Here is a 12,370-nt window from a genome sequence, read left to right on the forward strand (position 1 = left end):
CCCCGCCTGTATCGTGGCGTTTCACCGCGGCCGGCGGGGCGCCGTGTGGTGGGGGTTCCCCCCCGTTGTTTTGGCGGGCGGGGGCCGCCCGGGGCGGGGGTTCCCCGGGGCCGGGCCCGGCTGCCCGGCGTGTTACTTGGCCTTCTCGAGGATCTCGACGACGCGCCAGCGCTTGCTCGCGGACAGCGGCCGGGTCTCCATGAGGAGGACACGGTCGCCGACGCCCGCGGCGTTCTGCTCGTCGTGCGCCTTGAGCTTGTTGGTGCGGCGGATGACCTTGCCGTAGAGGGCGTGCTTCACACGGTCCTCGACGGCGACCACAACGGTCTTGTCCATCTTGTCGCTCACCACGAGGCCCTCACGGGTCTTGCGGTCGCCGCGCTGCTCGCTGCTCTCAGTCACATTCTTCTCGCTCATCAGGCGTTCTCCACCGTCTCGATGCCGAGCTCACGCTCACGCATGAGGGTGTAGATCCGGGCGATGTCCTTGCGGACGATCTTCAGCCGGGAGTTGTTCTCGAGCTGTCCGGTGGCCGCCTGGAAGCGGAGGTTGAACAGCTCCTCCTTGGCCTCACGCAGCTTGCCGACGAGTTCCTCGTCGCCCAGCTGACGCAGCTCGGTCGCCTTGGTACCGGCCGCCATCACAGCTCACCTGCCTCGCGCCGGACGATCCGGCACTTCATCGGAAGCTTGTGGGCGGCTCGGGTGAGCGCCTCACGCGCAACCTTCTCGTTCGGGAAGGACAGCTCGAACATCACCCGTCCGGGCTTGACGTTCGCGATCCACCACTCCGGGGAGCCCTTACCGGAACCCATGCGGGTTTCGGCCGGCTTCTTCGTGAGGGGTCGGTCCGGGTAGATGTTGATCCAGACCTTGCCACCACGGCGGATGTGACGGGTGATGGCGATACGAGCGGACTCGATCTGCCGGTTTGTCACATACGCCGGGGTCAGCGCCTGGATGCCGTACTCACCGAACGCCAGCTCGGTGCCACCCTTGGCCATGCCATCGCGCTTGGGGTGGTGCTGCTTGCGGTGCTTGACCCGACGGGGGATCAGCATGGGGGTCAGGCCTCCGTTCCGGTGGTCTCCGCGGCCGGAGCCTCAGCGGTGGTCGCCTCGGCCTTGGGGGCCGGAGCGTCACCCTGGGGACGACGGCCGCGGCCGCCACGCTCGCCACGCTCGCCACCACGGCGCTGCGGGCGCTCGTTGCCGGCGCCACCACGGGCCGGGCGGTTGCCGGCACGGGCGGCGGCGTTGTCCGCGCGGACCTCGGCGATGTTCTTGACATCGCCCTTGTAGATCCAGACCTTCACGCCGATGCGGCCGAAGGTCGTCTTGGCCTCGAAGAAGCCGTAGTCGACGTTCGCGCGCAGCGTGTGCAGCGGAACGCGACCCTCGCGGTAGAACTCCGAGCGGGACATCTCGGCGCCGCCGAGACGGCCACCGCACTGGATCTTGATGCCCTTGGCGCCGGCCTTCATCGTGCTCTGCATGCTCTTGCGCATGGCACGACGGAAGGAGACGCGGGAGGACAGCTGCTCGGCGACGGCCTGGGCCACCAGCTGAGCGTCCGTCTCCGGGTTCTTGACCTCGAGGATGTTCAGCTGGACCTGCTTGCCGGTCAGCTTCTCCAGGTCACCGCGGATGCGGTCGGCCTCCGCGCCGCGACGGCCGATGACGATGCCCGGCCGGGCGGTGTGGATGTCGACGCGGACGCGGTCACGGGTGCGCTCGATCTCGACCTTCGAGATGCCGGCCCGCTCCATGCCCTGCGTCATCATCCGGCGGATGGCGACGTCTTCCTTGACGTAGTCCTTGTACAGCTTGTCGGCGTACCACCGGGACTTGAAGTCCGTGGTGATGCCGAGACGGAACCCGTACGGGTTAACCTTCTGGCCCATTACCGGGTTCCTTCCTTGCTGCTGACGACCACGGTGATGTGGCTGGTCCGCTTACGGATCCGGTAGGCACGACCCTGCGCACGCGGACGGAACCGCTTCAGGGTCGGGCCCTCGTCCACGAACGCCTCGCTGATGTACAGCGACTCGGCATCGGTGTGGTCGTAGTTGTGCGCGGCGTTGGCAATGGCGCTGTCGAGCACCTTGCCCACCGGCACGCTCGCGGCCTGCGGGGCGAAACGCAGGACCGCCTGAGCCTCCGTGGCACTCATGCCACGGATGAGGTCCACCACGCGGCGGGCCTTCATGGGCGTGACGCGGATGTACCGCGCCTGGGCCCTGGCTTCCATGGTTGTCCCTTCGGTGTCTGTCTTTGTCGTCACTGTTCCGCTCCGCAGGTCAGCGACGACGCGACTTGCGGTCGTCCTTCTCGTGGCCGCGGAAGGTGCGGGTCGGCGCGAACTCGCCGAGCTTGTGGCCGACCATCGACTCGGTGACAAACACCGGGACGTGCTTACGGCCGTCGTGCACCGCGATCGTGTGGCCCAGCATCGCCGGGATGATCATCGAGCGGCGGGACCAGGTCTTGATGACGTTGTGGGTACCGGCCTCGTTCTGAACGTCCACCTTCTTGATCAGGTGGTCGTCGACGAAGGGCCCCTTCTTGAGACTGCGCGGCATCTAAACCCGCTCCTAGCGCTTCTTGTTCGTCTTGCGGCGGCGGACGATGTACTTGCTGCTGGCCTTCTTCGGCGAGCGAGTACGACCTTCCTTCTGACCCCACGGGCTGACCGGGTGGCGACCACCGGAGGTCTTGCCCTCACCACCACCGTGCGGGTGGTCGACGGGGTTCATGGCCACACCGCGGACGGTCGGGCGGACGCCCTTCCAGCGCATACGGCCGGCCTTGCCCCAGTTGATGTTCGACTGCTCGGCGTTGCCGACCTCGCCGATGGTGGCGCGGCAGCGGACGTCGACCATGCGAACTTCACCGGACGGCATGCGAAGGGTGGCCATGGAGCCCTCCTTCGCCAGCAGCTGCACCGAAGAGCCCGCGGAACGGGAGATCTTCGCGCCGCCGCCGGGACGCAGCTCGATGGCGTGCACCGTCGTACCGACCGGGATGTAGCGCAGCGGAAGGTTGTTGCCCGGCTTGATGTCGGCCCCGGGGCCGTTCTCGATCCGGTCACCCTGGCTCAGCTTGGCCGGGGCCAGGATGTAGCGCTTCTCGCCGTCCGCGTAGTGCAGGAGCGCGATGCGCGCGGTGCGGTTGGGGTCGTACTCGATGTGCGCGACCTTGGCCGGCACGCCGTCCTTGTCGTGACGACGGAAGTCGATCACGCGGTAGGCGCGCTTGTGGCCACCACCCTGGTGGCGAACGGTCACACGACCGGCGTTGTTACGGCCGCCCTTGCTGTGCAGGGGGCGGACCAGCGACTTCTCCGGCGTGGACCGCGTGACCTCGACAAAGTCGGCGACGCTGGAGCCACGACGGCCCGGGGTCGTCGGCTTGTACTTGCGGATACCCATTTCTCAGTCCTCGGAATATTCCGGACTTCGACTCGATCCGATCCCCGTTAGGAGACCGGACCGCCGAAGATGTCGATGCGGTCGCCCTCAGCGAGGGTCACGATGGCGCGCTTGGTGTCCTTGCGCTTGCCGAAACCGGTCTTGGTGCGCTTGCGCTTACCCTGACGGTTGATCGTGTTGACCCCGGTGACCTTGACCGAGAAGACCGCCTCGACGGCCTGCTTGATCTGGGTCTTGTTCGCGCGCGGGTCGACGACGAACGTGTACTTGTTCTCGTCCAGCAGCGCGTAGCTCTTCTCGGAGACCACCGGCTTGACCAGGATGTCACGGTGGTCCGTGAAGGTCTTGCTGGTGATCGCGGTCTGCTCGGCCATCAGGCGTCGCTCCCTTCGGTCTCGGCGGCGCCGTTACCGGTGAAGCGGTCGAAGGCGGCCTTGGTGAAGACCACGTCGTCGGAGACGAGCACGTCGTACGTGTTCAGCTGGCCGGCCTCCAGGATGTGCACCTGGGGCAGGTTGCGGGCGGACAGCCACGCGACCTCTTCGGCGCGGTCGGCGACGAGCAGCACGTTCTTGCGGTCGCTGATCTTGCCCAGCAGCGTCTTGGCGGCCTTGGTCGACGGGGACTCGCCCTCGACGACGCCGGTCACGACGTGGATGCGGTTGTGACGCGCCCGGTCGGTGAGGGCACCGCGCAGGGCGGCGGCCTTCATCTTCTTCGGGGTCCGCTGCGAGTAGTCACGCGGCACGGGACCGTGCACGACGCCACCACCGGCGAACTGCGGGGCGCGGGTCGAACCCTGACGGGCGCGGCCGGTGCCCTTCTGGCGGTACGGCTTCTTGCCGCCACCGCGGACCTCGCCACGCGTCTTGACCTTGTGCGTGCCCTGACGGGCCGCGGCCAGCTGCGCCACGACGACCTGGTGGATCAGCGGGATGCTGACCTTCGCGTCGAAGATCTCGCCCGGGAGCTCGAGGGTCCCGGCCTTGTCGCCCGCGGGCGACAGAATGTCAATGGTGCTCATATCCTCAGGCCCCCTTGGCCGCGGTGCGGACCAGGACGAGGCCGCCGTTCGGGCCGGGAACCGCGCCCTTGATGAGCAGCAGGCCCTTCTCCGCGTCAACGGCGTGGACGGTCAGGTTCTGGGTGGTGACCCGCTCGTTGCCCATGCGGCCCGCCATGCGCAGACCCTTGAACACACGGCCCGGGGTGGCGCAGCCACCGATGGAACCGGGAGAGCGGTGCTTGCGCTGGGTGCCGTGACCGGCGCCGAGGCCCTTGAAGTTGTGACGCTTCATGACACCGGCGAAGCCCTTGCCCTTGCTCTTGCCGGTGACGTCCACCTTCACGCCGGCCTCGAAGACCTCAGCGGTGATCTCCTGGCCGAGGCTGTACTCGGCGGCGTCGGAGGTGCGGAGCTCCACCAGGTGGCGGCGGGGGGTCACGTCGGCCTTGGCGAAGTGGCCCTTGAGGGGCTTGTTCACCTTGCGCGGGTCGATCTCGCCGAAGGCGATCTGGACCGACTCGTAACCGTCGACGTCGTTCGTACGGACCTGGGTCACGACGTTCGGGCCGGCCTTGACCACGGTCACCGGGACGACACGGTTGTTCTCGTCCCAGACCTGGGTCATGCCGAGCTTCTCGCCCAGGATGCCCTTGATCTGCTTAGCCATCTGTTCCGCGCCTCTCAGAGCTTGATCTCGATGTCAACGCCGGCCGGAAGGTCCAGGCGCATCAGCGAGTCAACGGTCTTGGGCGTCGGGTCGAGGATGTCGATCAGGCGCTTGTGCGTGCGCATCTCGAAGTGCTCGCGCGAGTCCTTGTACTTGTGCGGCGACTTGATGACGCAGTACACGTTCTTCTCAGTGGGCAGCGGCACCGGGCCCGCGACCTGCGCACCAGTACGCGTCACCGTCTCGACGATCTTCTTCGCCGAGGAATCGATGACCTCGTGGTCGTAGGCCTTGAGCCGGATGCGGATCTTCTGTCCCGCCATGGCTACTTCGTAGTCCTGTCTAGTAGTAACGCTCTGGAACCCGGTGGTTCGACCGTCTTCTCCGACCCACGCGGTCGGGCGTGTCGCGCCCCTTCTTGTAAATCTCCGCATGGCGGAGACCCTCAGGGAGGGGATACGTGGGAGAAGACACCCACCGAGCGCCTGGTAAGCACCCCGTTGACGCTTCCCGGAAGATTCCCGTACGTCCGCCATCCCGCCTGGGGCGGAGAGTGGCGACGAGTACTGTGGGACTCGCTTCCGGTCCTCCCGACGGGAGGCGCGCAACATCGGCGCTCGACCGAGCAACCCGGCTAGTCTGCCATACCGGACGTGCCGGACGCCAATCGGGCCGGGTAGCTTACCCCGACCCCTCCGGACTCCAAACCCGCACCCCGCCCGGGATCACAGTCCCCCGGTGAACACCAGCAGGCGCGGGGTGCCGGCGGGCAACACCGCGGGCACGTCCGGCGTGGCGCCCGCGGTCAGCCATGCGGCGAGGACCTCGGTGGACACGTCGCCGTGGGTGTCCTTGTAGAGCGCCGCGACACCGGTGACATGCGGGGCCGCCATGGACGTGCCGCTCATCCGGGTGAAACCGCCGCCCATGGCGGCCGAGGTGATGTTCGTGCCCGGGGCGTTGATGTCCACGCAGGTCCCCCAGTTGCTGAAGGCAGCCTTGCGGTCGGACTCGTCGACGGCGGCGACGGTGTAGGCGTCCGGGGCGGCCGCGGGCGAGGTGCCGCAGGCGTCGGCGTCGGCGTTGCCCGCCGCGACGACCGGGAAGACCCCGGCCGCGGCCAGCCCCTCGACCGCCCGCTCCGAGGCCTCCGTGTGCGGCCCGCCGACGGACAGGTTGGCGACGGCCGGCTTCACCGCGTGCTCCGCCACCCAGTTGACGCCCGCCACGACCGAGGCGATCGAGCCGCTGCCGTCGCAGCCCAAGACCCGCACCGACACCAGCCGGGTGCCGCGGGCAACTCCCGAGTGCGCGCCGCCGATCGTGCCGGCGACATGGGTGCCGTGGCCGTTGCAGTCCGCACCGCTCTGCCCGTCCCCTACGGCGTCGTAGCCGGGCACCGCCCGCCCGCCGAACTCCGCGTGGGCGAACTCGATACCGGTGTCGATGACGTACGAGGTGACCTTGGCGCCGGTCGCCCGCACCGAGAAGCCGGCAGTGCCCGGCTCCCGGTGGTTGATCCGGGCCAGCCCCCACGAGACCTCGTCGGCGGCCGTCGCCACCGACTGCGGCCGGGGCACGGTCACCACCGCGTCCTGCTCCACCGCCCGCACACCGGGCACCGTGCGCAGTTCCGCGACCTGCCGGTCGGTCAGCCGCGCCGCGAAGCCCAACAGGGCGCTGGTGTACGTGAACATGGGCGCCGCGCCGACCTCGCGCACCACCGAGCGCGGGTCCGTGCCGGCCGCCAGCGTCACCAGGTACTGCCCCGCGATACCGCCCTCGGACGCCATCCTGAGCGGCGCCGGGACCGGGGGTGGGCCCGCGGCCCCCGAGGTGCCCGCCAGGGCGGGGAGAACGGCCGTGAGGGCTGCGGCGACGGCCACGAGCCGGCGCGGGGATATGCGCATGGCGGAGGGCTCCAGGGGAGTCGTACGGGTGTGCACCGAACGCAACCATTCGTAACACCCGGCCATCGGGGCACGCCCGCCCGGAGCGCCATTGGTGGTACGCGGCACGCGCCGCCGGACACAACGGCGAGGGCCCCGGCCCACCGCGTGAACGGTGGGCCGGGGCCCTCGTGCAACTCGCCTACGGCAAGCGGCGGATCGCCGGGATCCTTACTTCAGGATCTTGGTGACCTGGCCGGCGCCGACGGTCCGGCCACCCTCGCGGATGGCGAACTTCAGGCCCTCCTCCATGGCGATCGGCTGGATCAGCGCGACCGTCATGGCGGTGTTGTCGCCCGGCATGACCATCTCGGTGCCCTCGGGGAGGGTCACGACGCCGGTCACGTCCGTGGTACGGAAGTAGAACTGCGGGCGGTAGTTGTTGAAGAAGGGGGTGTGACGGCCACCCTCGTCCTTCGACAGGATGTAGGCCTGGGCCTCGAAGTCGGTGTGCGGCGTGACCGAACCCGGCTTGATGATGACCTGGCCGCGCTCGACGTCCTCGCGCTTGATGCCACGGAGGAGCAGACCGACGTTCTCACCGGCCTGGCCCTCGTCGAGCAGCTTGCGGAACATCTCGATGCCGGTGACCGTGGTGGTGGTCTTCTCGGTCTTGATGCCGATGATGTCGACGGTCTCGTTGACCTTGAGGACACCACGCTCGATACGACCGGTGACGACGGTGCCACGACCGGTGATCGTGAAGACGTCCTCGATCGGCATCAGGAACGGCTTGTCGACGTCACGCTCGGGGGTGGGGATGGCCTCGTCCACGGCCGCCATGAGGCCGAGGAGCTTCTCGCCCCACTCCTTGTCGCCCTCGAGGGCCTTGAGCGCGGAGACACGGACGACCGGAAGGTCGTCGCCCGGGAACTCGTACTCGGAGAGCAGCTCGCGGACCTCGAGCTCGACGAGCTCCAGGATCTCCTCGTCGTCCACCATGTCGGCCTTGTTCAGGGCGACCACGATGTACGGAACGCCGACCTGGCGGGCCAGGAGCACGTGCTCCTTGGTCTGCGGCATCGGGCCGTCGGTGGCGGCGACCACGAGGATCGCGCCGTCCATCTGCGCGGCACCGGTGATCATGTTCTTGATGTAGTCCGCGTGACCCGGGCAGTCGACGTGGGCGTAGTGGCGCGCCTCGGTCTGGTACTCGACGTGCGCGATGGAGATGGTGATACCGCGCTGGCGCTCCTCGGGAGCCTTGTCGATCTGGTCGAAGGCCGAGGCCTCGTTCAGGTCCGGGTACGCGTCGTGCAGCACCTTGGTAATGGCGGCCGTGAGGGTCGTCTTACCGTGGTCGATGTGACCGATGGTGCCGATGTTGACGTGCGGCTTAGTCCGCTCGAACTTCGCCTTCGCCACTGGGGTCCTCCTGTGAAGTGGTTCTGGTACGCCTTACTTCATCGGCGCCAGGTGATCTTTGCTGGGTTGCGGGCGGCCGGGGTACCCGACGCTCCCCTTGCGGTTTGCGGCGGAATACCCCGAAGCCTCCCGGTCTAGCCTACGGCGTGTGTGCAGCGTGAAGAACTGCGGTTACTCGCCCTTGGCCTTCGCGATGATCTCCTCGGCGACGTTCTTGGGAACCTCGGCGTAGGAGTCGAACTGCATCGAGTAGCTCGCGCGACCCGACGTCTTGCTGCGGAGGTCGCCGACGTAGCCGAACATCTCCGAGAGCGGCACGAGGGCCTTGACGACCCGGGCGCCGGCCCGCTCCTCCATGGCCTGGATCTGGCCACGGCGGGAGTTGATGTCGCCGATGACGTCGCCCATGGACTCCTCGGGCGTGGTGACCTCGACGGCCATCATCGGCTCGAGCAGCACGGGGCTCGCCTTGCGCGCGCCCTCCTTGAAGGCCTGCGAACCGGCGATCTTGAACGCCAGCTCGGAGGAGTCGACCTCGTGGTAGGCACCGTCGAGAAGGGTGATGCGAACGCCCACCATCTCGTAGCCCGCCAGGATGCCGAACTTCATGGCCTCCTGAGCACCGGCGTCCACCGACGGGATGTACTCGCGGGGGATGCGGCCACCGGTGACCTGGTTGACGAACTCGTAGTTCGCGTCGCCACCCTCGAGAGGCTCGATGGAGATCTGGACCTTCGCGAACTGGCCCGTACCACCGGTCTGCTTCTTGTGGGTGTAGTCGATCCGGTCGACCTTCTTGCGAATGGTCTCGCGGTACGCCACCTGCGGCTTGCCGACGTTGGCCTCGACCTTGAACTCACGGCGCATGCGGTCGACCAGCACCTCGAGGTGCAGTTCGCCCATACCGCCGATGATGGTCTGGCCGGTCTCCTCGTCCGAGTGAACCTGGAAGGAGGGGTCCTCCTCCGCGAGACGCTGGATGGCGACACCCAGCTTCTCCTGGTCGCCCTTGGACTTGGGCTCGATCGCGACCTGGATGACCGGCGCCGGGAAGTCCATGGACTCCAGGATCACCGGGTTCTTCTCGTCGCTCAGCGTCTCACCGGTGGTGGTCTGCTTCAGGCCCATGACGGCGACGATGTCGCCGGCGCCCACCGACTCGATCTCCTCACGCTTGTTCGCGTGCATGCGGTAGATCTTGCCGATGCGCTCCTTGCGGCCCTTGACGGAGTTCAGCACGGCGGTGCCGGACTCCAGACGGCCGGAGTACACGCGGACGAAGGTGAGCTTGCCGAGGTGCGGGTCGCTCATGATCTTGAACGCCAGCGCCGACAGCGGCTCGTCGTCGGACGGCCTGCGCTTGACGATCTCCTCCGCGTCGCCGACCGCGTGGCCCTCGATGGCCTCGACGTCCAGCGGGGAGGGGAGGTAGCGCACGACCGCGTCGAGCAGGGGCTGAACGCCCTTGTTCTTGAAGGCGGTGCCACAGAAGACCGGGGTGACGGTGACGCCGTCGCCCTTGCCGGAGTTGATGGTGACGCGGCGGATGGCCGCGTACAGCTGCTCCTCGGTGGGCTCAGTGCCCTCCAGGTACAGCTCCATCATCTCTTCGTCGTTCTCGGCGACGGCCTCGAGCATCTTGCCGCGCCACTCGTCGGCCGCCTCGGTGTGCGTGGCCGGGATGTCGACGATGTCGTACATCTCGCCCTTGGTCGCCTCCGCGGACCAGACCAGGGCCTTCATGCGGACCAGGTCCACGACGCCCTTGAAGTCGGCCTCGGCACCGATCGGCAGCTGCATGACGATCGGGGTCGCGCCCAGCCGGTCCGTGATCATGTCGACGCAGCGGTGGAACTCCGCGCCGGTACGGTCCAGCTTGTTGACGAAGCAGATACGCGGCACGCCGTAGCGGTCCGCCTGACGCCACACGGTCTCGGACTGCGGCTCGACGCCGGCGACGCCGTCGAACACCGTCACGGCACCGTCGAGCACGCGCAGCGAACGCTCCACCTCGACGGTGAAGTCGACGTGGCCCGGCGTGTCGATGATGTTGATGGTGTGGTCGACGTTCTCCAGCGGCCAGTGACAGGTGGTCGCGGCGGACGTGATCGTGATGCCGCGCTCCTGCTCCTGCTCCATCCAGTCCATCGTGGCTGCGCCGTCGTGGACCTCACCGATCTTGTACGAGACACCGGTGTAGAACAGGATCCGCTCGGTCGTCGTCGTCTTGCCCGCGTCGATGTGGGCCATGATCCCGATGTTGCGGACCCTGGCCAGGTCAAGTGAAGTGGTAGCCATAAGGCTTCAGTCTTCTCTCGGATCTCGATGGGGTAGCGACTACCAGCGGTAGTGCGCGAAGGCCTTGTTGGACTCGGCCATCTTGTGGGTGTCCTCGCGGCGCTTCACCGCGGCACCCAGACCGTTGCTGGCGTCCATGAGCTCGTTCATCAGACGCTCGGTCATGGTCTTCTCGCGGCGGGCACGGGAGTAACCCACGAGCCAGCGCAGCGCCAGGGTGTTGGCACGACCGGGGCGGACCTCGATCGGCACCTGGTAGGTCGCACCACCGACACGGCGGGACTTGACCTCCAGGGAGGGCTTCACGTTCTCCAGGGCGCGCTTGAGCGTGATGACCGGGTCCTGGCCGGTCTTCTCGCGCAGGCCCTCGAGGGCGCCGTACACGATGCGCTCAGCGGTGGAGCGCTTCCCGTGCAGGAGGATCTTGTTGACGAGCGAGGTCACCAGAGGAGAACCGTAGACCGGGTCGATGATGACCGGGCGCTTCGGGGCGGGGCCCTTACGAGGCATTCTTACTTCTCCTTCTTGGCGCCGTAGCGGCTGCGGGCCTGCTTGCGGTTCTTGACACCCTGGGTGTCGAGCGAACCACGGATGATCTTGTAACGAACACCCGGCAGGTCCTTCACACGGCCACCACGCACGAGCACGATGGAGTGCTCCTGCAGGTTGTGACCCTCACCCGGGATGTAAGCGGTGACCTCGATGCCGCTGGTCAGACGCACACGCGCGACCTTACGCAGGGCCGAGTTCGGCTTCTTCGGGGTGGTCGTGTAGACACGCGTGCAGACGCCGCGGCGCTGGGGGGAACCCTTCAGCGCGGGCGTCTTGTTCTTCTCGACCTTGTCCTGCCGGCCCTTTCGGACCAGCTGCTGGATCGTAGGCACCGTTTCTCCGGTTTCTGTGTGCCGATCTCGATACTTCTAACCTGGAGTTTCACCGACCCACGCGGTCGGGTGTGTCGCGAGCCCCATACGCTTTCCACCGAAGTGGAAAGTGCGTATTGTCGGCGTGTCGCGGCGTTCGGCCTCGGAATCCCGCACGGACAAGTGCACGCGCAGGAACCCGGGCACACCCCAGGCACAAGGTCAGAGCGTACCCAGCGCACCCGCTCCGGTCAAAACAAATGGGATTTCGTTCCGGCGTGCCCGGAATGTCCCCATGTGTTAAGGGCCGGTGGGCGGCGTGACCTCGTTCGCCACGACGGCGACGAGAACCACCACGAGCACCGTCACGAGCAGCAGCAACGCCGAGACGACATAGCCCAGGATCAGGCCGCCCAGCGCGAGCCCGTCTCCCTGTTCACCCGTGCGGCGGATCTCCCGGCGGGCCAGATGACCCAGCACGATCGCGGGCAGCGCCGTGAGTCCCAGGAACACTCCGCTTATGCCGCAGATCAGCGCGGCGATCGCCTTGGCGTTGACTCCGGGCGGCGGCGCCGGCCGCGGGCGCGGGATGTCCAGCACCAGTACGTCCAGTTCACCGTATGTACGGGACTCGTACGCGCGCCCGATGCGCTCCTCGTACTCCTGGAGCGTCAGCCGTCCCTCGGTGTACGCGTCCTTGAGCACTTCCACCGTCCGCTCACGTGCGGCATCCCCGGCAAGCACCGTCGCACCACCTCCCCGATCCGCTCCGTCCCTCCCATAGTGCCCGAAG

17 protein-coding genes are annotated in these 12,370 nt (G+C 67.5%); all 17 read right to left on the reverse strand.

Annotated elements, in window-relative coordinates; all coding sequences use genetic code 11:
* Window positions 1–132: 132 nt before the first annotated feature.
* Entirely contained in the window at window positions 133–417 is a 285-nt protein-coding gene (rpsQ, locus tag ACFWVC_RS31940) for a 30S ribosomal protein S17 (protein WP_018558878.1), read from the reverse strand.
* A complete protein-coding gene (gene rpmC, locus ACFWVC_RS31945; RefSeq protein WP_319658486.1) occupies window positions 417–641 on the reverse strand; it encodes a 50S ribosomal protein L29 in 225 nt (74 codons plus the stop codon). The genes rpsQ and rpmC overlap by 1 nt, the downstream gene beginning before the upstream one ends.
* Window positions 641–1,060 carry a 50S ribosomal protein L16 gene (rplP, locus tag ACFWVC_RS31950; protein ID WP_384295556.1) on the reverse strand — a complete coding sequence of 140 codons (420 nt, stop codon included), beginning with the start codon at window positions 1,058–1,060 and terminating at the stop codon, window positions 641–643. The genes rpmC and rplP overlap by 1 nt, the downstream gene beginning before the upstream one ends.
* A 5-nt stretch (window positions 1,061–1,065) precedes the next feature.
* On the reverse strand, window positions 1,066–1,902 hold the full coding sequence (rpsC, locus tag ACFWVC_RS31955; protein WP_384295561.1) for a 30S ribosomal protein S3: 837 nt from the start codon (window positions 1,900–1,902) through the stop codon (window positions 1,066–1,068).
* Window positions 1,902–2,249, reverse strand: coding sequence for a 50S ribosomal protein L22 (gene rplV / locus ACFWVC_RS31960; RefSeq protein WP_319139012.1), 348 nt, complete (start codon window positions 2,247–2,249; stop codon window positions 1,902–1,904). Before rplV ends, rpsC begins: the two co-directional genes overlap by 1 nt.
* A gap of 49 nt (window positions 2,250–2,298) precedes the next feature.
* A complete protein-coding gene (gene rpsS / locus ACFWVC_RS31965; RefSeq protein WP_018558873.1) occupies window positions 2,299–2,580 on the reverse strand; it encodes a 30S ribosomal protein S19 in 282 nt (93 codons plus the stop codon).
* Window positions 2,581–2,592: 12 nt separating this feature from the next.
* Window positions 2,593–3,429 carry a 50S ribosomal protein L2 gene (rplB, locus tag ACFWVC_RS31970; RefSeq protein WP_319658483.1) on the reverse strand — a complete coding sequence of 279 codons (837 nt, stop codon included), beginning with the start codon at window positions 3,427–3,429 and terminating at the stop codon, window positions 2,593–2,595.
* Window positions 3,430–3,476: 47 nt separating this feature from the next.
* The gene (gene rplW / locus ACFWVC_RS31975) at window positions 3,477–3,803 is read right to left on the reverse strand and encodes a 50S ribosomal protein L23 (RefSeq protein ID WP_018558871.1); all 327 of its coding nucleotides are present in this window, start codon (window positions 3,801–3,803) and stop codon (window positions 3,477–3,479) included.
* Window positions 3,803–4,453, reverse strand: a complete 651-nt coding sequence (gene rplD / locus ACFWVC_RS31980; protein ID WP_384295582.1) for a 50S ribosomal protein L4 — start codon at window positions 4,451–4,453, stop codon at window positions 3,803–3,805. Before rplD ends, rplW begins: the two co-directional genes overlap by 1 nt.
* Window positions 4,454–4,457: 4 nt before the next feature.
* Window positions 4,458–5,102, reverse strand: coding sequence for a 50S ribosomal protein L3 (gene rplC, locus ACFWVC_RS31985; protein ID WP_319658480.1), 645 nt, complete (start codon window positions 5,100–5,102; stop codon window positions 4,458–4,460).
* A gap of 14 nt (window positions 5,103–5,116) precedes the next feature.
* Entirely contained in the window at window positions 5,117–5,425 is a 309-nt protein-coding gene (gene rpsJ, locus ACFWVC_RS31990) for a 30S ribosomal protein S10 (protein WP_014144312.1), read from the reverse strand.
* A 402-nt stretch (window positions 5,426–5,827) separates the two neighbouring features.
* Window positions 5,828–7,012 (reverse strand): S8 family peptidase, encoded by a 1,185-nt coding sequence (locus tag ACFWVC_RS31995; protein ID WP_384295591.1) that lies wholly within the window; start codon window positions 7,010–7,012, stop codon window positions 5,828–5,830.
* A 210-nt stretch (window positions 7,013–7,222) separates the two neighbouring features.
* A complete protein-coding gene (gene tuf, locus ACFWVC_RS32000) occupies window positions 7,223–8,416 on the reverse strand; it encodes an elongation factor Tu (protein WP_384295597.1) in 1,194 nt (397 codons plus the stop codon).
* 171 nt (window positions 8,417–8,587) lie between these two features.
* Window positions 8,588–10,714 carry an elongation factor G gene (gene fusA / locus ACFWVC_RS32005; RefSeq protein ID WP_384295602.1) on the reverse strand — a complete coding sequence of 709 codons (2,127 nt, stop codon included), beginning with the start codon at window positions 10,712–10,714 and terminating at the stop codon, window positions 8,588–8,590.
* A 39-nt stretch (window positions 10,715–10,753) separates the two neighbouring features.
* Window positions 10,754–11,224, reverse strand: a complete 471-nt coding sequence (rpsG, locus tag ACFWVC_RS32010; protein ID WP_018558864.1) for a 30S ribosomal protein S7 — start codon at window positions 11,222–11,224, stop codon at window positions 10,754–10,756.
* Between the two features lie 2 nt (window positions 11,225–11,226).
* Entirely contained in the window at window positions 11,227–11,598 is a 372-nt protein-coding gene (gene rpsL, locus ACFWVC_RS32015; RefSeq protein ID WP_014144289.1) for a 30S ribosomal protein S12, read from the reverse strand.
* Between the two features lie 279 nt (window positions 11,599–11,877).
* On the reverse strand, window positions 11,878–12,321 hold the full coding sequence (locus ACFWVC_RS32020; RefSeq protein WP_384295609.1) for a DUF1707 and DUF4190 domain-containing protein: 444 nt from the start codon (window positions 12,319–12,321) through the stop codon (window positions 11,878–11,880).
* Between the last annotated feature and the right edge of the window lie 49 nt (window positions 12,322–12,370).

Source organism: Streptomyces sp. NPDC058691, assembly GCF_042714775.1.
Lineage (GTDB): Bacteria > Actinomycetota > Actinomycetes > Streptomycetales > Streptomycetaceae > Actinacidiphila.